The 18,541-nt window shown below is 69.7% G+C and carries 18 protein-coding genes; 9 read left to right on the plus strand and 9 right to left on the minus strand.

All coding sequences use genetic code 11. The annotated features are described in order from the left end of the window. Positions 1–76 precede the first annotated feature (76 nt). On the minus strand, positions 77–583 hold the full coding sequence (locus tag M1L60_RS39380) for a DUF402 domain-containing protein (RefSeq protein WP_253242684.1): 507 nt from the start codon (positions 581–583) through the stop codon (positions 77–79). A gap of 106 nt (positions 584–689) precedes the next feature. Further along, a complete protein-coding gene (locus M1L60_RS39385) occupies positions 690–1,106 on the minus strand; it encodes a GNAT family N-acetyltransferase (protein WP_253242685.1) in 417 nt (138 codons plus the stop codon). Between the two features lie 89 nt (positions 1,107–1,195). On the opposite strand from M1L60_RS39385, the gene M1L60_RS39390 reads away from it, so the two are divergent. Continuing rightward, positions 1,196–3,577 (plus strand): glycosyl hydrolase family 95 catalytic domain-containing protein, encoded by a 2,382-nt coding sequence (locus M1L60_RS39390; protein ID WP_253242686.1) that lies wholly within the window; start codon positions 1,196–1,198, stop codon positions 3,575–3,577. Between the two features lie 172 nt (positions 3,578–3,749). On the opposite strand, the gene M1L60_RS39395 is transcribed toward M1L60_RS39390, so the two are convergent. After that, positions 3,750–4,382 carry a hypothetical protein gene (locus tag M1L60_RS39395; RefSeq protein ID WP_253242687.1) on the minus strand — a complete coding sequence of 211 codons (633 nt, stop codon included), beginning with the start codon at positions 4,380–4,382 and terminating at the stop codon, positions 3,750–3,752. A 244-nt stretch (positions 4,383–4,626) separates the two neighbouring features. Between M1L60_RS39395 and M1L60_RS39400 the strand changes: the two genes are divergently transcribed. After that, on the plus strand, positions 4,627–5,634 hold the full coding sequence (locus M1L60_RS39400; protein WP_253242688.1) for a helix-turn-helix domain-containing protein: 1,008 nt from the start codon (positions 4,627–4,629) through the stop codon (positions 5,632–5,634). Here the strand turns inward: M1L60_RS39400 and M1L60_RS39405 are convergent. Both M1L60_RS39405 and M1L60_RS39410 read right to left on the minus strand, forming a co-directional pair. Next, on the minus strand, positions 5,570–6,757 hold the full coding sequence (locus M1L60_RS39405) for an FAD binding domain-containing protein (protein ID WP_253242689.1): 1,188 nt from the start codon (positions 6,755–6,757) through the stop codon (positions 5,570–5,572). The genes M1L60_RS39400 and M1L60_RS39405 overlap by 65 nt on opposite strands. Beyond that, positions 6,750–7,193: a cupin domain-containing protein gene (locus M1L60_RS39410; protein WP_253242690.1), complete on the minus strand. Its 444-nt coding sequence runs from the start codon at positions 7,191–7,193 to the stop codon at positions 6,750–6,752. The genes M1L60_RS39405 and M1L60_RS39410 overlap by 8 nt, the downstream gene beginning before the upstream one ends. A 91-nt stretch (positions 7,194–7,284) precedes the next feature. On the opposite strand from M1L60_RS39410, the gene M1L60_RS39415 reads away from it, so the two are divergent. Then, positions 7,285–8,955, plus strand: coding sequence for a helix-turn-helix domain-containing protein (locus M1L60_RS39415; protein ID WP_253242691.1), 1,671 nt, complete (start codon positions 7,285–7,287; stop codon positions 8,953–8,955). Here the strand turns inward: M1L60_RS39415 and M1L60_RS39420 are convergent. After that, positions 8,952–9,914, minus strand: coding sequence for a DUF1152 domain-containing protein (locus tag M1L60_RS39420; RefSeq protein WP_253242692.1), 963 nt, complete (start codon positions 9,912–9,914; stop codon positions 8,952–8,954). The two genes, M1L60_RS39415 and M1L60_RS39420, sit on opposite strands and share 4 nt — an antisense overlap. Positions 9,915–9,920: 6 nt before the next feature. Between M1L60_RS39420 and M1L60_RS39425 the strand changes: the two genes are divergently transcribed. Then, positions 9,921–10,064 (plus strand): hypothetical protein, encoded by a 144-nt coding sequence (locus M1L60_RS39425; RefSeq protein WP_253242693.1) that lies wholly within the window; start codon positions 9,921–9,923, stop codon positions 10,062–10,064. Positions 10,065–10,150: 86 nt separating this feature from the next. Next, positions 10,151–11,185, plus strand: coding sequence for a glutamine synthetase (gene glnII, locus M1L60_RS39430; RefSeq protein WP_253242694.1), 1,035 nt, complete (start codon positions 10,151–10,153; stop codon positions 11,183–11,185). On the opposite strand, the gene M1L60_RS39435 is transcribed toward glnII, so the two are convergent. The 3 genes from M1L60_RS39435 to M1L60_RS39445 form a co-directional block, all read right to left on the minus strand. Further along, positions 11,133–12,284, minus strand: a complete 1,152-nt coding sequence (locus M1L60_RS39435; protein ID WP_253242695.1) for an MFS transporter — start codon at positions 12,282–12,284, stop codon at positions 11,133–11,135. The genes glnII and M1L60_RS39435 overlap by 53 nt on opposite strands. Then, entirely contained in the window at positions 12,281–13,501 is a 1,221-nt protein-coding gene (locus M1L60_RS39440) for a PucR family transcriptional regulator (RefSeq protein ID WP_253242696.1), read from the minus strand. Before M1L60_RS39440 ends, M1L60_RS39435 begins: the two co-directional genes overlap by 4 nt. Before the next feature lie 129 nt (positions 13,502–13,630). Further along, positions 13,631–14,686: a LacI family DNA-binding transcriptional regulator gene (locus tag M1L60_RS39445; protein WP_253242697.1), complete on the minus strand. Its 1,056-nt coding sequence runs from the start codon at positions 14,684–14,686 to the stop codon at positions 13,631–13,633. 244 nt (positions 14,687–14,930) lie between these two features. Between M1L60_RS39445 and M1L60_RS39450 the strand changes: the two genes are divergently transcribed. From M1L60_RS39450 to M1L60_RS39465, 4 genes are all read left to right on the plus strand, one after another. Then, positions 14,931–16,007 carry an ABC transporter substrate-binding protein gene (locus tag M1L60_RS39450; protein ID WP_253242698.1) on the plus strand — a complete coding sequence of 359 codons (1,077 nt, stop codon included), beginning with the start codon at positions 14,931–14,933 and terminating at the stop codon, positions 16,005–16,007. Further along, complete coding sequence (locus M1L60_RS39455; protein WP_253242699.1) at positions 16,004–16,843, plus strand: ABC transporter permease; 840 nt, start codon at positions 16,004–16,006, stop codon at positions 16,841–16,843. The genes M1L60_RS39450 and M1L60_RS39455 overlap by 4 nt, the downstream gene beginning before the upstream one ends. Further along, positions 16,840–17,667 (plus strand): ABC transporter permease, encoded by an 828-nt coding sequence (locus M1L60_RS39460; RefSeq protein WP_253242700.1) that lies wholly within the window; start codon positions 16,840–16,842, stop codon positions 17,665–17,667. Before M1L60_RS39455 ends, M1L60_RS39460 begins: the two co-directional genes overlap by 4 nt. 106 nt (positions 17,668–17,773) lie before the next feature. Beyond that, positions 17,774–18,541, plus strand: a complete 768-nt coding sequence (locus M1L60_RS39465; protein WP_253242701.1) for an ABC transporter ATP-binding protein — start codon at positions 17,774–17,776, stop codon at positions 18,539–18,541.

The raw sequence follows: 18,541 nt of genomic DNA on the forward strand, positions 1-18,541 counted from the left end.
AGAGTGAGCAGGTGGCCGCTTGCTGCCAGTCCCTCAACAGGGCGACTGATCACCCAACCGACGTTAAACGCGAAGCTCAGGCGCGGGCGGTTTTGAGCCAGTGCTTGTAACGGGTGGCGAAGGGTTCGGCGCCGCGGGCCAGCTCGGTCATGAGGTGGTCGGCGGTGTCCCGAGCCTGAGCCACCACCTCGGGCGGGTAGTTGTACTTCACGGTGTGCGCGGCGAACTCGTCCTCGTCCAGCAGTTGCACGCGGCCGCTGCGGCGGGCCCGCAGCAGATCGAGGTCGAGGTCGACCATGGATACCGAGCCTGGGTCCGGCCACTGAGCAGGCGTGCTGATGTCGCAGTAGAGGTCCCACTTGTTGGGCCTGGGAAAGAAAATGGCCGACCACCACTGCCCGACCGGCACCAGCCGCAAGGTCGGATGACGATTGGTGAAGCTGTTCCCCACAACACCGGAGTGGACGATCGTGCCGGCGACCGCGTAGAGCCACGTGCCATGCTCGTCATCCCCCAGACGACGCATGGTCACCCGCCGATGCAGCCGGCCGTCGTACTTGTAGAACACAACCTCAACGTCCACGCCGCCAACGTAATCGACGCCACCTCACGCCGTGATCCCCGCGAGCCGGCTTCGTGGGACTACCCAGGGCTCGACGATTGGTTACGTCGTCTTCCGTCGGCCCGGTCTACCTGAGTGGCTTGACCCAGCGGGACCAGTTGTCCTGGCGTTGGTAGCCGTGGGCGGCCCAGGCGCCATGGGCGTCGTCGTTGGCGTCCAGCACCATGGCGTCGGCGCGGGTGGCGCCCAGCCGGCGGAAGCGATCTTCGGCGGCGGCGATGAGCCGGCCGCCGATGCCGGCGCGGCGGCGGTGGGGTGCGACCGCGAGCCGGTATAGGTGGCAGCGCCAGCCGTCCCAGCCGGCGATGACTGTGCCGACGATCTCGCCGTTGTCGATGGCGAGGATCAGTGCGTCCGGGTCGCGGGCGAGGAGCGATTCGATCGCGGCCGGAGTGTCCGGCGGCCGGCTGTCGTTCTCGGCCGCGCGCTGCCAGAGCTCCAGTACTGCGGCCAGTTCCGATGCTTCGGCCCCTCGGAGGATCACCGGGTCAGGCTACGACATCGACCGTTGACAATGGAGAAATGGCCTGGTCATATTTTATGAATTAATCCCCGCCTCCCGGAGGTCCCCCCATGACCCTGGAACCCTCTCGCCGTGCCTTTCTCCGCCTGGCCGGCGTGACCGGCGCCGGGTTGGCCGTGGCGCAGGCCCACCCTCTCGCCGCGCATGCCGCCCCCGTGCCTACCCGCACCGACCCTGCGCAGGCGGCCGTCGGGCGGCCGGAGGAGGCCGATCTGGTACTGGCGGCCGACGCGACCACGCTCTGGTACCGCACGCCGGCGACCGAGAGCCGGATCATCGAGCAGGCCCTGCCGGTCGGCAACGGGCGTCTGGGCGGGCTGGTCGGCGGCGACCCGGTCGCGGACTTCCTCTATCTGACCGACGGTTCGCTCTGGACCGGCGGCCGCAACGACACCCCGCAGGACGACGGCCAACTGCCCTACGGCCGGGACGACTTCGGCAGCTACGGCCTGCTGGCCAAGGTGCGGATCGCCGTGCCCGGTCACGCCGCGATCGATTATCGAAGGCAGCTCGATCTGAGCAACGGCGTGGTCTCCACCTCGTACCGGCACGGGAGCTCCCAGCATCGCCGCGAGGTGTATGCCAGCCACCCGGATGATGTCATCGTTTATCGATTGAGCGGGGGAGTCCACGCCGGAACGATCACCCTCGAGGGCACGCACGGTGAGACAACCGAGGGCGGGCTCTGGTTCGCGGCCGAGCTGGCCAACGGCCTCAAGTACGCCGCGGTGGTGACCGCCGTGAGCGCGACCGGCCGGGTCACGTCCGGTGGTGGCCGCATCACCTTCACCGGCTGTCGCGACCTGGTCGTCGTCATCAGCGGCGGTACGAATTACTCGCCGGACGCCGCCGCCGGGTTCCGCAGCACGGCCGACCCGCTGACCGTCGCCCGGGGCAAGGCGGCCGCCGCGGCCAAGGTCGGCGGCCCGCGGTTGCTGGCCACCCACGTCGCCGACTACCGGCGTTTGTATGACCGTATGCGGATCGACCTCGGCCCGTCCAACGCGGTGCAGCGGGCGCTGGACACCTGGTCGCGCGTGGCCGTGCGGCACACCGACCCGACCACGCCCGACCCCGAGCTGGAGGCCCTGTATCTGCAGTACGGGCGGTACCTCACCATCACCGGGTCGCGGGACGCGCTGCCGATGAATCTGCAGGGCATCTGGGTCCACAACAACAATCCGGACTGGTACGCGGACTACCACACCGACATCAACATCCAGATGAACTACTGGCTGGCCGACCCGGCCGGGCTGGGCGAGTGCGCCGACGCGCTGGCCGACTACTGCGTCTCGCAGCTGCCGGTCTGGACCGACGTGACCCGGCGCATCTACAACGACCCGCGCAACCGTTTCCGCAACAGCAGCGGGAAAGTCGCGGGTTGGGCGATCGCGTTCTCCACCAACATCTACGGCGGCAGCGGGTGGGCCTGGCACCCGTCGGGCAACGCCTGGCTGTGCAACTCGTTGTGGCGGCACTACGAGTACAGCCAGGATCGCGCGTACCTCGAAAAGATCTACCCGGTGCTCCGGGGCGCGGCCGAATTCTGGCAGGCCCGGCTCATCCGTACGACCGTGACTGATTCCGATGGTTCGACGCGCTCGGTGCTGATCGACGACAACGCCTGGTCACCCGAGCACGGCCCGGACGCGAAGGGCATCACGTACGCCCAGGAACTGGCTTGGGACTTGTTCCAGCAGATTCGGGTGGCCAGTGATCGGCTCGGTCGCGATGCCGAGTTCGCGGCCGAGGTGGCGGCGTCGCAGGCCGACCTGTACCTGCCCCGGGTCAGCCCGAAGACGGGTTGGCTCGAGGAGTGGATGAGCCCCGACAACCTCGGCGAGACCACGCACCGGCACCTGTCCCCGCTGATCGGCTTCTACCCCGGTGACCGCCTCAACACCGATGACACGTCGGCCGAACTGCTGGACGGCGTCCGGGCGTTGTTGACCGCGCGCGGCATGGACAGCTACGGCTGGGCGTGCGCGTGGCGGTCGCTGTGCTGGGCCCGGCTACACGACGCCGAGAAGGCCTACCAGCTGTACTTGACCGTGCTGCGCCCCTCGATGAACAACGGCAACGGCACCGCGCCCAACCTGTTCGACATGTACAGCCAGGGCAGCTACACGATCTTCCAGATCGACGCCAACCTCGGCGGAGCGGCTGCCGCCCTGGAGATGCTGGTCTACTCACGCCTCGGCGTCATCGAGGTGCTCCCGGCCTTGCCGAAGGCGTGGTCCGATCGAGGATCGATTATCGGTGTCGGCGCCCGCGGCGGTTTCGAAGTTGATCTGACCTGGCGCAACGGCCGCGCCACCCGAATCACGCTCCGCAGCGTCGGCGGCACCACTACCGAACTACGAGCCGGCTCATGGCACCGCCGAGTCACCCTGCGCCCGGGCGAGTCCCGCACTTTCACCCCCGCCGGCTGACCGACCGAGCGGGCGAACGGGAACCCGCCGGCCGACCACCGAGCGGGCGAACGGGAACCCGCCGGCTGACCGACCGAGCGGGCGAACGGGAACCCGCCGGCTGAGCGGAAGCGGCAACGGCCGGTGGACTCGTCCACCGGCCGTTCGGGGGTGCGCATTCTCGCCTGCGGGGTCAGTCGCGGGCGCCGGTCACGTGGGGGCGGCGGGCCAGGATGATGCCGAGCGTGGTGTAGCCGATCAGCAGGTGGGCCACGGCCGCGATCTGGCCGGCGCCCATGCCGACGATGCCGAGGATCGGGATCGTCACCGGGGCCCAGCTCTCGGCGACCAGCGGCCACACCCGGCCCGGACCGGTCCAGCGGCGGGCGAAGGCGATCTTCACGCCGATGATGAACATGCCGAGCATCGACAGCGGCCAGAACAGGTCGAGCACGTGCATCCAGACGGCATCGCGCTGACCGGGCAGGGCCGCGTGCAGCACGGTCCACAGGGTGGCCAGCGTCAGCAGAGCGTACTCGACGCGCAGCATGCCCCGGGCGACCCGCGACGTCCCGGTCGCGCCGGTCCGCAACTGGGTCGTGACCAGCGCGAACAGGCCGATCTGGAAGGGCAGCGCCCCCAGGTCGGTGACGACGACGCCGACCGGGTCGGTGGTCTGCGGGTTGTAGATCGCGGTGGCGGCGGCCCAGATCGCAGCCCCGCCGGCGACCATCCACCCGGTGCGGCGGACGGAAGCGGTAGTCGCTCGGCTATCGATTGTCGGATCGTCGGTTCGGGCCAGGGCCGGCGAGACGGTGACGGACATCGGGTTCTCCTCAAGTCGTTGCTGACGAAGGTCGTTGCTGACGAGGAGAACTCTGTCCGGGCCGCGTCCCGGGCCGGCAGGGCCGCGCGCCCTCGAACCGGTCCCGCCGGTTGTCCCGCCCGATCCGGGACACGAGGCCGGGAAACTGTGTCCTTCGCGACCCGGAAAGGTGCGACTGCCCGAGGGCACCCGGTCTCAACGGCGGATAACCTCGACGTGAGATCGATCGGGAAGCGGGTGGCCCATGACGTTCGTTTTCGAAACGGCTCCGCTGCCCCCGCGCCGGCGCCTCGACGCTTACCGATCCCTGCTGGTCGACACGACCGCTCCCTCGACCATCGAGCTCGACCGGAAGGTGTCGGGTCACGAGCTGCACGCCCAGATCCTGTCGGCCGGCCTGGGGTCTCTCCTCATTCTCAACTCCCGGGGAACACTCAGCCATACGTTTCTGCGCACGCCCCGACAGGTCAGTTATCAGTCGGTCCCGATGATCACCGTTGCCGTGATGCGAGGGTCACAGGGCCGCCACGAGCAGTTCGGTCACGATCGTCCCGTGCCGAGGGGGTCGTTGCTCATCAACGACCTCCGGTTCCCTTACCGGCTGTCAGTGGTCGGCGCCAACGACGGCCTGGCCGTGCAGATTCCGATCGCGCAACTCGGCCTCGACGACGAGGTCATCCGCACGGCGTCGCCGCGGCTCGGGCAGAGCCCGTTGTACGAGTTGATGGCGGCCCAGGTCACGACCGTGGCGACCAACCCCGGCCTGGCCCACGACCCGGGGGTCGCCGCGGCGATGGAAGCCTCCACCGTCGCCCTCGCCCGGGCGCTGCTGGTGTCCGCGGCCGGGCAGCAGCCGGAGCCGGCATCGATCGCGGTGCAGGTCCGCGCGTACATCGCCCAGCACCTCGGCGATCCCGGCCTGGGGCCCGAGTCGATCGCCGCCGCGCTGAACATGTCGGTCCGGAATCTCTACCACCGGTGCGCCGAGGCCGATCTGAGCATCGAGAAGTCGATCGTCGCGGCCCGGCTCCGAGCGGCCCGGGCCGCTCTCGCCGACCCGGCCCGGGCCGGATCGACCGTGGCCGTCGTGGCCCGGGCCAGCGGATTCCGCGATCCCGCGCATTTCAGCCGCCGGTTCCGCGCCGAGTACGACATGACGCCGAGCGAATGGCGTGCGCTCAACCGGGTCAGCGGTCCGGGCCGTAGAGGCCGAAATGCAGGGCCGGATCAGCCGGGTCCCAGGAATTGGTGAACTGGGAGCGGGCGCCCATCTCGGCCACGCGGCTCAGCAGGTCGTTGCCGAGGGCCAGGCGTTCCGGTTCCCAGGCGGCCAGGGCGCTCGGCACATCCGGCGACGAAGCCAGTGCGGCCGCCAGTGACCAGGCGTCGGCCGCCGCCTTGGCCGTGCCGGCGGCGGCGTGCGGGCGGGCGGCGAACGCGGCATCACCGATCAGCGCCACCCGCCCGAACGCCATGTTGCGCACCGCGATGTCCAGCACGATCTGGATGTACGGCTCCGCCGTGCGCGCGATCAGTTCGGACGCGGCCGGCGGCAGCAGTTCCGACGCTTCGGCCCGCATGGTGTCGACGAATCGTTGCTGCACTTGTCCCGGATGGACGGAGACCGGCGCCGTGAACCCGCGCAGATCCGTCGTCATCTCGTCCAGCGCCGGCCCCTCGGCCACATTGCGGTACCAGATGTAATTGAACTGCCGGTTTCCCGTAGCAAGGCTGCCGTCGGCGCCCGGAATGGCGTACATGCAGATGTGCGAGGAATCAATCAGTGCGTACGCCAAAGCGTCGTTGACCAGATCGGCCGTCTCCCGGCTCACGTCCCGCTCCGGCACGCACCCGCGCCAGCCGATGTAGCCCGCGTACCGGGGCTGCACCCGTGGTTGCAACCGGCGCCGCCCGACCGACGAGATGCCGTCGGCGAACACCAGCAGCTCGGCCCGCTCGGTCCGCCCGCTGGTGAAGCGCAGCTCGACCCCGTCCGCGTCCTGGTCGACCCCGACCGCGTACTCGCCCAGGTGGTACCGGTCGGCGCCGAAATCGTCGAACAGCACCCGGTACATCGTGGTCCACGAGCTGAATCGCCACGCGGCCGGTTCCTCGTACGCAATCTTGTTGTCGTCGCCCAGATACCGCATCACCGATGATCCGATACTCACGTCATCCACGGTGAAATTGTGTGACCGTTCGACGATCCAGCGCACCGTGTCGGGCTGGAGCACGATGCCGCCGCCCCGGCCGTCGAGATAGGCCGGCGTACGCTCGAAAATGTCGACCTCGAAGCCCTGCTCCCGCAGCAGCAGCCCCGCGGTGAGACCGGCGAACGAGCCCCCCACGACGATCGCGCGGCCCCGGTCAGCCATGGTCGTACCGCCCCTCGGTCAGCTCCGGCCCGTACGGGTGGTCGTCGAGGTTGACGACGATGGCGTCCTGGGTCGTGCGGGCGACGATCATGCGGACCGGCTCGGTGGCGCTGGCGTTCTCCTCCCAGTGCACGACGTCCGGCTCGATGTAGACGAAGTCGCCCGGGTGGGCCTCGGCCACGGTGTCGAGCCGGTCGCCGATCCACCACCGGCCGACGCCGCTGAGCACGTACAGGGCCGTTTCCGACCGGCCGTGATGATGCACGCCGGTCCGGCTCCCGGCCGGCAGCACGGACAGGCCCATCCACAGGTCCTGCGACCCGAGACGACGGGCCGACACGGCCTCGAACCGCTTGAGGCCGGACGTCTGGGGCGTCTGATCGGACAGATCGCCGGCGCGGACGATGTGCACGCCGGCATCGGGCTGGTCGCTCATGGGCCTAACTGTGGCTTTCCGGCCGCCCGGCGCGACATGTGCGGCCACACAGGTATAGCGCGGGGTCAGTTGTGCTGGCACAGTCTCGGGTATGCAGACGACCGGTGCCGTGCAGCTGCGCCCCTGGCTCGAGGCGATCGCCGCCATCGCCACCGCGCTCAACCGGCCGGCGTCGCTGCCCGAGGTGCTCGACCTGCTCTCGGCGACGGCTTCGCGCCTGCTGGGGTACGACTTCTGCGCCGTCCTGCTCGTGGACGAGCCGCGCAGCAAACTGGTCATCACGGGCGCGCACGGCCTGTCCCCGCGCTACATCGAGCAGGTCAACGCCGACCACCCGGTCGTGCTCGAGCCGGACGACGAGCCGCGGGCGCCGTCCAGCCGAGCGTTCCTCACCGGCACCTCGGTGCAGGTGCCGGACACGGTCGCCGACGCCACGTTCCTGCCCTGGGGCGGGGTGGCCCGGCAGCAGGGCTACCGCTCGATGATCTCCGTACCGGTGTTCTCGGCCGGGATCCCCGTGGGCACGCTCAACTGCTACACCCGGATGCCGCACGAGTTCGGCCCGGACGAGCAGGAACTGCTGTCGCTGCTGGCCGACCAGGCCGGGGTGGCGATCGAGACGGCCCGGCTGCGCGAGCGTGAGGCGGCCACGATCGCCTCGCTGACCACGGCCAACACCGCGCTGCGACGGGGCGAAGAGGTGCACGGCCAGTTCACCCGGGTAGCGCTGCGCGGGGGTGGCGTGGCCGGCGTGGCCGCGGCCCTGTCCGAGCTGCTGGGCACGGCGGTGACGGTGCTCGAGGAGCCGTCCGGGGTGCCGCTGGCTGCGGTGGGCGACCCGGTCGAGGACGGCCAGGCCACGCTGGTGGTGCTGGGGAACGAGACGGTGGCCCGGATCGTGGTGCCGCGCACGGCTTCGCCGTTGGCGGCTCTCGACGTACGGGCCCTGGAGCATGCCGCGACCGTCTGCGCGCTCGAAGTGCTGCGGGCCCGCACCGCGCACGAGGTGGAATGGCGGCTCTCCGGCGAGGTGGTGTCGGACCTGCTGGCCGGCAGCGCGGCCGGCCTGGTCACCGCGGCCGAGCGGGCCGGCCGCCTCGGGCTCGACCTGACCAAGCCGTACGCGGTGATCGTGGTCAACGGCGGACCGTCGGCCCGCATCCTCTCGGTCGCGCGCTCGCTGGCCGCGGCCGCCCAGCCCCGGGCCCTGGCCGGCGCGATCGGCGACGACGTGGTGCTGCTGTGGCCGGCCGACGCCGGGTCCCAGGCCGAACGCCTGCTGACCCAATTGCGCCGCATCGGCGTCGGCCCCGAGGCGGCGGTGGCCGTGTCGCCGCCGTGCCAGGCGCTGGCCGACTATCCGTCCGCGTATCGCCGCGGCCGGGGCGCGGCGACCATCGCCCGCCTGCGCGGCACCGCCGATGCTGTGGCCAGCTTCGGATCCCTCGGCGTGCACGGTTTGCTGTTGCAACTGCAAGACGTGGCCGAGCTGCGCCGCTTCGCCGCCGAGACTCTGGCCCCGATCCGCACCTACGACGCTGCCCGGGGCACGGCCTTGGAACAGACCCTGCGCGCGTACGTCAGCCACGACCTGAACACCGCGGCCACCGCGGCGGCCCTGTTCGTCCATCCCAACACGGTCAACCTGCGCCTGCGCAAGGCCGAGCAACTGCTGGGGGTCTCCACTTCCCAAGTACGGGTCCTGGCCGAGCTTCAGGTCGCCCTGAGCGCCGACGACGTGGCCGACGCCCTGGCCGTTTAGTGGGGATACGCGCGCGGGATCCGGGTGGTCGGGATCTCGTCGCGGAACGCACCGATGCGGGTGATGACCTGTCGCCGGCCGTAGGTGTTCTCGATCCGGTCCAGGTAGAGGCACCGGGCGGCCAGCGCGTCCAGCCCGACGGTGAAATAGACGGCCATCAACGGGTTCACGAACAGGGTGCTGCCGTTGGTCCGGCGGGTGAACTGGACGTCCCCGAACTGGCCGTCGGTGGCCGCGGCGATCTGCCCGTTGACGATGCTCGGACGGGTCGGCGTGGCCGCCGCCGCGTAGGCCACAGCATCGCGGTAGAGGATCGCCTCCCGGCTCGTACGGGGAATGGACAACGCGCCGAAATAGGCGCCCTCGCGGTCGAGGGCGGCGATGTTCTCGAGCACCTGCACGTGGTTGACCCCGTCGTGGGCGTCGATGCCGAAACCGAGACAGGTCACCAGCTTCACCGGCACGTCCAGCGCGGCCACGGCGCCGAGGCTGGTGATGTCCTCGACCGGCGTGCCGAGCTCGTTCTCGTCGCCCCGCAGCAGGATGTCGGTGCCCCCGTCGACCAGCACCACGGCGTCGATGTCGAGCTGCTCGATCAGATGACGGTAGGCCTCGCGCAGCGTCTGCACGCCGAGCGGCGGGAAGGCGTACACGGTCGACGGCTGATTGTTCGCCGCCAGCCACCGGGCCAGCGACCCCTCCGGGAAGTACCAGTCCGGGCTGGCCGCTTCCGGCGTCACGGCCACGACGTGGTCGGCCACCCAGTGCTCGCGGCCGACCAGCTCGAGCTCGGAGAACGAAAGGTTGGCCAGATGCACGTTCTTGCCGTTGTGCCGGAGCGCGAAGGCCAGCGGCAGGCCGGTGTAGACGTCGAAGCCTCCACCGGCACCGGCGATGAGGACATTACGAGCCGAGGAAAGCGCGGCGAACAGGGGCGGTGTTCCCAACGAGAACGTCACCGGTCAATGATCGGCCACGCCTACCGCGCGGCCCGGCTCGCCTGGTGGAAAGGCGACCCGCCGGCCCACCTGACCGAGCTGCTCACCCTGGCCTGCGAGACCTACCGCGGCCCGAACACGGTGACGGCGGACACAGGGCCGGAAACGTAGGCGTCACATACGAGCAATGGACGGGTAACCGGGCGTTGCCACTCTGACCTCATCACCGCGCAGAACGTACCCGGAGGATGTGGATCGTGAGCTTCAAGGCAGAGTACATCTGGATCGACGGCACCGAGCCGACGGCGAAGCTCCGCTCCAAGACGAAGATCCTGGGCGACGAGGACAAGGGCGCCGAGCTGCCGATCTGGGGCTTCGACGGGTCGTCGACCAACCAGGCCAAGGGCCACGCCTCGGACCGCGTGCTCAAGCCGGTCTTCACCTGCCCCGACCCGATCCGCGGGGGCGACCACGTCCTCGTGCTGTGCGAGGTCCTCAACATCGACATGACGCCGCACGAGTCCAACACCCGGGCCGTGCTGGCCGAGGTCGCGGAGCGGTTCGCCGACCAGGCCCCGATCTTCGGCATCGAGCAGGAGTACACGTTCTTCGACGGCGCCCGGCCGCTCGGCTTCCCGGCGGGTGGCTTCCCGGCCCCGCAGGGCGGCTACTACTGCGGTGTCGGCGCCGACGAGATCTTCGGCCGTGACGTCGTCGAGGCCCACCTGGAGAACTGCCTCAAGGCGGGGCTGACCATCTCGGGCATCAACGCCGAGGTCATGCCCGGTCAGTGGGAGTTCCAGGTCGGCCCGCTGTCGCCGCTCGAGGTGGCCGACCAGCTGTGGGTGGCGCGCTGGCTGCTCTACCGTACGGCCGAGGACTTCAACATCTCGGCCACGCTGGACCCGAAGCCGGTGAAGGGCGACTGGAACGGCGCCGGAGCGCACACCAACTTCTCGACCCAGGCGATGCGCGAGGGTTACGACGCGATCATCACCGCCTGCGAGGCGCTCGGCGAGGGCTCCAAGCCGATGGACCACGTCAAGAACTACGGCGCCGGCATCGACGACCGCCTGACCGGGCTGCACGAGACCGCCCCGTGGAACGAGTACAGCTACGGCGTCTCCGACCGTGGCGCCTCGGTGCGCATCCCGTGGCAGGTCGAGAAGGACGGCAAGGGTTACATCGAGGACCGCCGTCCGAACGCCAACGTGGACCCGTACGTCGTGACCCGCCTCATCACCGACACGTGCTGCTCGGCTCTGGAGAAGGCCGGCCAGTCCGCGTCCTGACCGGGCGCGGCAGCGCGAGCAGCGGCACCAGCCACAGGGCGGCCACCGCGAGCAGGGCCCAGGAGGCCAGGCCGTGGTCGGCCGCCCAGCCCACGACCGGGGTGGTGGCGACGACCAGGCCGAAGGCGGCCGTGTTCATCAGTCCGACCGCCGCCGCCGGGCGCTCCGGCCGCAGGGCCTGCCCGGCGCCGACCACGCCGGCGAAGGGCAGGCCGCTGAGGATGCCCAGCGTCAGGACGGCCAGCACCGCGACCTGCGGGATGCTGGGCCAGGCCAACGCGGCGGTGGCGGCGCCGCACGCCACGAGAGCCACCACCCAGATCTCGCGGGCCCGGGCCGGGTAGCGAGCGGTGAGCAGGCCGCCCAGCGGCCGGCTCACCACCGACAGGCCGAGCACCCCCGATCCGATCACCGCCGCCGTGGCCGGGGTGAACGACCAGACGGTGACGAACAGGGTGGTCGCCCACGACGACAGCACCAGGCCGAGCCCGAGCGTCACCGCGTGCACGGCGGCCAGCCGGAACAATTGACCATCGAGAATCGATTGCCGGCGGGGCGTCGTGCGGCGTGCCGTGTGCGGACCGGCGAGGAACGAGAGCGCGAGCGCCGGCCCGGTGACGGCCAGCGTGGTCAGCCACGGCGATCGCCAATCGATGATCAGTGACATGAACGGCACGACCAGCACGGCCACGCCCGAGAAGGCCAGCGAGACCCCGCCGAAGATGCCCATGCCGCGCGGACCGGAACCGCTGGCCCGGGCCAGTTCGGCTCCGCAGACGAAACAGACGGCGAAGCCCACGCCCGAGACGACCCAGGCCGTCATCGCCAGGCCCGGCAGGGGCGCGATCAGGGCCAGCATGTGCGCCGCGACCACGAGCGACAGCCCGGCCACGGCCGTGGCTCGTACGCCGAAGCGGTCGACCACGACCCCGCTCGGGAACTGCAGAACGGCGTACGGCAAAGCGAACGCCGAGGTGAGCAACCCGACCCACAGCAGACCCGTCCCGTAGCCGGCCGCCATCGTCGCGGCCGCCGCGCCCGGCGCCGTCATGGCCCACCCCGCCGACCCGCCGAGCAGACAAGCGAGGACGAGCCTCACGCGATCAGCAGGCGGGCCAGGCGCAGCGCGACCTGCAGCTCTGTCCGTCGCTCGGTCAGCGGACGCCCCAGCAGCTCGGCCGCCTTCTGCAGCCGGTTGCGCACGGTGTGCTCGTGCAGGTGCAGATGGGCCGCGGTGGTGACATGACTGCCGTACCGGTGGGAAGCCTCGACCGTCTCGCGCAGCCGGGCCGCCACCTCGTCCTCGGCGCCCAGCTCGCCCAGTTCGGTGCGCACGAACGCCCGGGCCCGGGCCGGATCGGCCATCAGCAGCACCTCGAGGCTGACGTCGGGATAGCTGAGCACGCCCCGCCCCCAGGCCTCGCGCACACCCTGCACGTCCCGCACCTGCCGCCAGCCGTCGCGCACACCCTGTACGCCGACGTGCGGCTCGCTCACCGATGCTTCGAGCGACAGCGACCGCAGACAATCGATGATCGCTTCCACACGACAGGCCGGCCATCCTGCCTGCCGCGGCTGGGCCAGCCACACCACTGTGCTGGTCAGGTCGATCGGGTGCACCAGCGTGTCCCGCACGTGGCACTTGTCCCGCAGCGTGTCCAGAATCTGCCGGGCCTCACGCTCCGGCGTCGACGGCAGCAACACGGCCAGGTGCGCGGCGTCCAGCGGATAGTCGAGCAGCACCAGGTCGGCCGGCGGCAACGGCGTCGAGTCGTCGCGCAGCAGATGCTGCACCAACCCGGCCCGCACATGTTCGCGCGAGCGGCTGAGCGCGTCGTCGGTGCGGGCGAAGCTGTCGGCCACCAGCGACGCCACGTGGTGCTGATAGGCCAGCACCAGCTCGGTCAGCGCCTGCAACGCCTCCAGGCTCTCGCGCCGGGGCACGTCGTCGAGGCCGGCCCGCGCCACCAGCTGATCGCTCCACTCCTGCCACATGGTCAGGAACCCCACCCGGTACGACCGTTGGAGCGCGGTCTGCGGCAGTCGCAACCGGGCCTGGAGCACGGCCAGCGCGAACGGTTCGGTCAGGCGTACCTCGGCCAGCGGGATCCGGCCGGTGAGCACGAGGCGGAGCGCTCGCAGGTTCTCGACCACGCTCGCGTGCAACCGGGTCACGAACTCGTCGTTGTCGCGCAGCGTGTCGAAGGCGGCCGCGAGATCGGCCTCGACGACGCGGTCGGCCAGCGCCGCCAGGTCGACGGCGTCGGCGGCGTCACGGGCCCAGAGCGGCAGGGGAGCCACGGCGATGGTCGTCATGGCCTTACGTTGCCGCCGCCCCGTGACCAGGCCGATGTGCCGGCCCACACACTGTCGACCCAGTAATGGTTGGCCACACATCGCGGTGCCCCCATGAGCGCGATGAGGCTGTGGCATGTAACACAGCCGTCACACCGAGGAGCTGCCATGTCGTTGGGTGGTCGACCGCCGCACGAGGCTCGTGGCGAACAACCGCTCGCGGCCGGCTCCGATGTCGCCCTCGTGCTCGATGCGTTCCACCAGCAGCCGGGCCGCCGTCCGGGCCATCTCGCTCAGCGGCTGACGGACCGTGGTCAGCTGGAACACCTCCCAGCCGGCCATCGGCACGTCGTCGAAGCCGAGCACGGAGACGTCGCGCGGCACGTCGAGGCCGAGCGACCGGGCCGCGTCGATGGCCCCGAACGCGATGATGTCGTTGCCGCAGAGCAGCGCCGTCGGGGGAGTGGACGACCGCAGCAGCTCGCGGGCGTTCTGATAGCCGCTCTGGTGCGAGTACGGCCCCTCCCGCTCGTCGATCGTCACCCCGCTGCCGGCGAAGCCCTCGAGCACCCCGGTGTGCCGGTCACGGCTGGTCGACGTGTTGGCCGGCCCCCGGATGACCCCGATGGTGCGGTGGCCCAGCTCGAGCAGGTGCCGCGCGGCCGTCTCCCCGCCGTGGTGGTTGTCGGCCGTGACCCGGTCGACGTCCATCCCGTCGACGTAGCGATTGAGCAGCACGATCGGCAGATCCCGGGCGGTCAGGGCCTCGCCCAGGTGCGAGTCGAGCGTGGCCGTCGTGATCAGCACCCCGTCGATCGACGAGTTGAGCAGGCTGAGCAGCGCTTCCTGGCCGGTGGGGAGGTCGGTGCGCTCGGCGAACAGCACGAACCGGTAGCCCATCAGCTGCAGCTCGTCGTGGATGGGGTCGAGCAGCGACGGGAAGAACGGGTTGGTCAGGTCGGAAGCGACCACCCCGATCGACTTGGTCCGTTGCGGTCGTGCCGCCGGCGTGAGATCAGCCCACGAGGGCCGGTAGCCCAGCCGCTCGGCCGTCGCCTCGATGAGCCGTCGCGTGTCCTCGCGAACCCGGGGATCGCCCCGCAGAGCTCGGGAGACAGTCGACTGCGCCACCCCGGCGGCCTGCGCGACCGTCGAACTGGTCGCGCCGCGTCGTCGTTCGGGGCGGTTACCGGTGGTGACGCTCATGGGCGGACCAACCTTCCGAGGGCTTCGGGGATGCATAAATTATGCACTCACGTTCCGCTACTTCAAGCCCTTGATCAGGGCGCATCTACCTGCATAAATTTCCAAGAAATGCTTGACTTTGCACAGGGTGCCACGGCAGTGTCGGGCGTCACAACTCCGAAACATTTTTCACGGCCCGGAAACACCGCCGCAGCCTCTGGTCGCACCCCTTCGATGTGCTGAACCCCCTGTGAGAGGTAGTTCCATGAATGCATCACGCATCGCCCGCCCGGACCGCCGCCGACTCATAGCCGCCACCGCCGCCGTCACCCTTGTCGCCTCGGCCGGCTGCGGCGCTCGTCCCGCCGCCCAGACCGGTGCCAACGCTGAGGCCAAGGACGCCAATGGCGTCGTCAACATGGTCATGGCCCCCGACCCCGTCTGGAAGTGGATGGAGTCGCAGGGAATCAAGCAGGAGATGGAGGAGGCGGCCAAGATCCAGGTCCTCACCTCGTCGTCCTGGGACGAGTTCGGCGTCTACGCCGGTGGTCACGCCGACGTCGTCTCCGCGGCCTCCTACGAGGTGCCCGAGCTCGAGAAGCAGACCGGCGAGAAGACCACGATCTTCGGCAAGTTCAACTCCGACCGCAGCATCCTGGCCGTCGGCCAGAACAGCACGGCCAAGGACATCTGCGAGCTCAAGGGCAAGAAGATCGTCACCCACTCGGCCGTCTCGATCACCATCATGTGGGGCGTCTTCGCCAAGAAGTGGTGCAACCTCGACCTGCGGGCCGGCGGCGGCGACTACGAGCTGGTCGTGACCGACCCCCAGAACGCGGCCGGCCTGATCGAGCGGGGCGACGCCGACGCCGGTCTGCTGCTGCCCGACTTCTCGATCCCGCAGCTCTCCAGCGGCGCCGTCAAGCCGCTGTACGACTCGAAGTCGGTCTCGCAGATCTACGCCGAGCAGTTCAGCGACGACAAGACCGAGCTGACCCACCCGCAGAACAACGTGTTCGTCGCCCGCAAGGCCTGGGTCGAGAAGAACCCGGAGGAGGCGGCGTTCCTCATCAAGATGTGGGACCGCGGCGTCCAGGAGTGGGCCAAGAACCGCGACAAGATCATCGAGGCCTACCCCGAGGACTTCGCGGCCGAGTCGGACAAGGACAAGGCGTTCATCCGGGACTGGCTCGAGAACAAGTACGACTGGTTCGTCGAGTCGACCTACCTCGACCAGGCCTGGGTCGACAGCGAGACCAAGCTGTTCAACCTCATGAAGGAAGCCGGTTACGTCGAGGCCGACGTCCCGGACCCCGACTTCACGATCCTGCCGAAGTCATGACCGACCAGCTGGTGCGCACGGCACCACCCACCGATCCCGAGGCCGGCGCCAAGCGCACCGCGAAACGGCGGCGCCTGCGGCTCACCGGGCTGGTGATCCTGGGCTGGGTCGCGATGTTCGCCCTCTGGGAGTACGGCTCCTGGTGGTTCGGCTCGCGGCTGCTGCCCCGCCCGATCGAGGTGTTCCAGGCCGGCGTCGAGATCGTCGAGAGCGGCAACTTCGTCACCGACTTCTCGGCCAGCGTCCTGAAGACGTTCGCCGGCTTCGCGGTGGCGGCGGCCGTCGGCGCCCCGATCGGCTACCTCATGGGCCGGTACAACTACTGGCGCGCGTTCTTCCACGACGGTGTCACGATTGCCGGCACCATCCCCGCCATTGTGTACGCGGTGATGTCGCTGATCGTCTTCGGGCTGTCGAACCTGGGTCCGATCCTCGCGGTGGCGCTGGTCTCGGCCCCGTACATCGCCTTGAACGTCGCCGAGGGCATCCGCGGCGTCGACAAGTCGCTGGTCACCATGAGCGAGGCGTTCGGCCGTACGCCGCAACAGATCCGTCGCGAGGTGCTGATCCCGACGATCGTGCCGTTCGTCTTCGCCGCGATCCGGATGTGCTTCGCCGTGGCGTGGAAGGTCGAGGCGCTCACCGAGGTCTTCGGCGGCCGCAACGGTGTCGGTTTCCAGATCCGTACGGAATATCAGCTCTATGACATCGCGGCCGTGCTCGCCTGGATGTTCCTGTTCATCGTCTTCATGCTGATCATCGAGCGCCTGGTCCTGGCCAAGAGCGAGGCCCGGTTGCTCGCGTGGCGCCCGCAGGAGAGGAGCTCCGCGCTGTGAGCACCACAACGGCTCCCGTCAAAGCCCGCCGCTCCACCACCGAGAAGCAGCAGGAGACGCCGGAGTGGCGCAAGCGCCTCACCTCCGACTCCGCCGCCCGGGTGGCCGCGCTGCTGTCGTTCTTCCTGTTCTGGGTGCTCATGTCGGCGCTGTTCGCCCGCGTCCCTGGCCCGGTCGAGGTCGTGCAGCGGCTGGTCGACGAGTTCTCGCGGGGCGAGGTGTTCGGCAACTTCGGCTCGACGCTCTACCGCTTCGGCGTCGGGGTCGCGCTGGCCACCGTGGTCGGTATCGCGGTCGGCGTCATCATGGGTCTGTCCCAGCTCGGCCGGGCCTTCTTCGAGAGCCCGGTGCTGGTCGGCCTGTCGATCCCGGCCATCATCTGGTCGTTCCTGACCGTGATGTGGTTCGGCTTCGGTGACCTCAGCCCGATCGTCACCACGTTCCTGACGTCCGTCCCGTTCGTCATCGTCAACGTCGCCCAGGGCGTACGCGGGGTCTCGCGCGATCTGCGGGACATGTCCACGACGTACAAGGTGCCGTTGTCGCGCCGGGTCAAGGATCTGGTGCTGCCGGCGGTCACCGGTTACGTGGCGGCCGGCATCCGGTTCGCGATCATCATCGGCTGGAACGGCGTGCTGCTGGCCGAGTGGTTCGGCGGGGGCGGTGGCGTCGGCTACCGCGCCCGCTGGTGGTACGACGCCAACCGGTTCGGCGGCTTCGCGGCCTGGGTCGTGCTCTTCGTCGGCTTCATCGTGCTGCTCGACCGTTTCGTCCTCGACCGCGTGATCCAGCGTGCCTTCCGCTGGCGCGACGCCTCCGCCTGAGCCGCGTCGCGTCAGCCGCCTTCGCCTTCGCCTTCGCGTTCGCCTCACGCCTTCGCGTTCGCCTCACGCCTCCGCGTTCGCCTTTCGCCTTCGCCCGGGAGTTCTCATGGCCGTTCTGACCATCAAAAATCTCGCCAAGACCTTCAACGTGGGCACGCCGCGGGCCAGCCGCGTGCTCGATGACATCTCCTTCGATGTCCGCGGCGGAACGTTCGTCTCGATCGTCGGACCGTCCGGCTGCGGCAAGAGCACGCTGCTCAACATCATCTCGGGCGTCGAGGAGCACACGTCGGGTGACATCAGCCTGACCAGCGACTCCGGCGGGCCGGCCCGGATGGGCTACGTCTTCCAGGATCCGCGCCTGTTGCCGTGGCGCAGCGTCATGAAAAACATGATGTACGTCCAGAACGACCGCTCCGAGGCAACGGCCGGGCGCTGCCGCAAGTACCTCGAGATGGTCGGGCTGACCAAGAACGCCGACTTCTTCCCGGGGCAGCTGTCCGGCGGCATGCAGCAGCGGGTGGGCATCGCCCGGGCCTTCGCCGTCGAGCCTGACCTGCTGCTGATGGACGAGCCGTTCAGCCACCTGGACGCGATCACCGCCCGCGGCCTGCGCGCCCAGTTGCAGGACATCTGGGCCCAGTCCAAGAAGACGGTCGTCTTCGTGACGCACGACGTGGTCGAAGCGGTCGAACTGTCGGACCGCATTATCGTCCTACAACCGGGCGGGCGGATCTACGAGGACATCACCATCGACCTGCCCCGGCCGCGACGGCAGACCGACCCGACGGTGGCGACCCTGCAGGCCGAGGTGCTGGGCCGGCTCGAAGCCATGAAAACCCTGTCCCGTACGCCTTCGTCGGCGGCGGCCTGA

It is taken from the genome of Paractinoplanes aksuensis, assembly GCF_024137025.1.
GTDB lineage: Bacteria > Actinomycetota > Actinomycetes > Mycobacteriales > Micromonosporaceae > Actinoplanes > Actinoplanes aksuensis.

Bases quoted from the DNA above. Each gene is read 5' to 3' on its own strand.
- M1L60_RS39390 (WP_253242686.1), top strand. From the start codon at position 1,196: ATGACCCTGGAACCCTCTCGCCGTGCCTTTCTCCGCCTGGCCGGCGTG.
- M1L60_RS39395 (WP_253242687.1), bottom strand. From the start codon at position 4,382: ATGTCCGTCACCGTCTCGCCGGCCCTGGCCCGAACCGACGATCCGACA.
- M1L60_RS39400 (WP_253242688.1), top strand. From the start codon at position 4,627: ATGACGTTCGTTTTCGAAACGGCTCCGCTGCCCCCGCGCCGGCGCCTC.
- M1L60_RS39405 (WP_253242689.1), bottom strand. From the start codon at position 6,757: ATGGCTGACCGGGGCCGCGCGATCGTCGTGGGGGGCTCGTTCGCCGGT.
- M1L60_RS39410 (WP_253242690.1), bottom strand. From the start codon at position 7,193: ATGAGCGACCAGCCCGATGCCGGCGTGCACATCGTCCGCGCCGGCGAT.
- M1L60_RS39415 (WP_253242691.1), top strand. From the start codon at position 7,285: ATGCAGACGACCGGTGCCGTGCAGCTGCGCCCCTGGCTCGAGGCGATC.
- M1L60_RS39425 (WP_253242693.1), top strand. From the start codon at position 9,921: ATGATCGGCCACGCCTACCGCGCGGCCCGGCTCGCCTGGTGGAAAGGC.
- M1L60_RS39440 (WP_253242696.1), bottom strand. From the start codon at position 13,501: ATGACGACCATCGCCGTGGCTCCCCTGCCGCTCTGGGCCCGTGACGCC.
- M1L60_RS39445 (WP_253242697.1), bottom strand. From the start codon at position 14,686: ATGAGCGTCACCACCGGTAACCGCCCCGAACGACGACGCGGCGCGACC.
- M1L60_RS39450 (WP_253242698.1), top strand. From the start codon at position 14,931: ATGAATGCATCACGCATCGCCCGCCCGGACCGCCGCCGACTCATAGCC.
- M1L60_RS39455 (WP_253242699.1), top strand. From the start codon at position 16,004: ATGACCGACCAGCTGGTGCGCACGGCACCACCCACCGATCCCGAGGCC.
- M1L60_RS39465 (WP_253242701.1), top strand. From the start codon at position 17,774: ATGGCCGTTCTGACCATCAAAAATCTCGCCAAGACCTTCAACGTGGGC.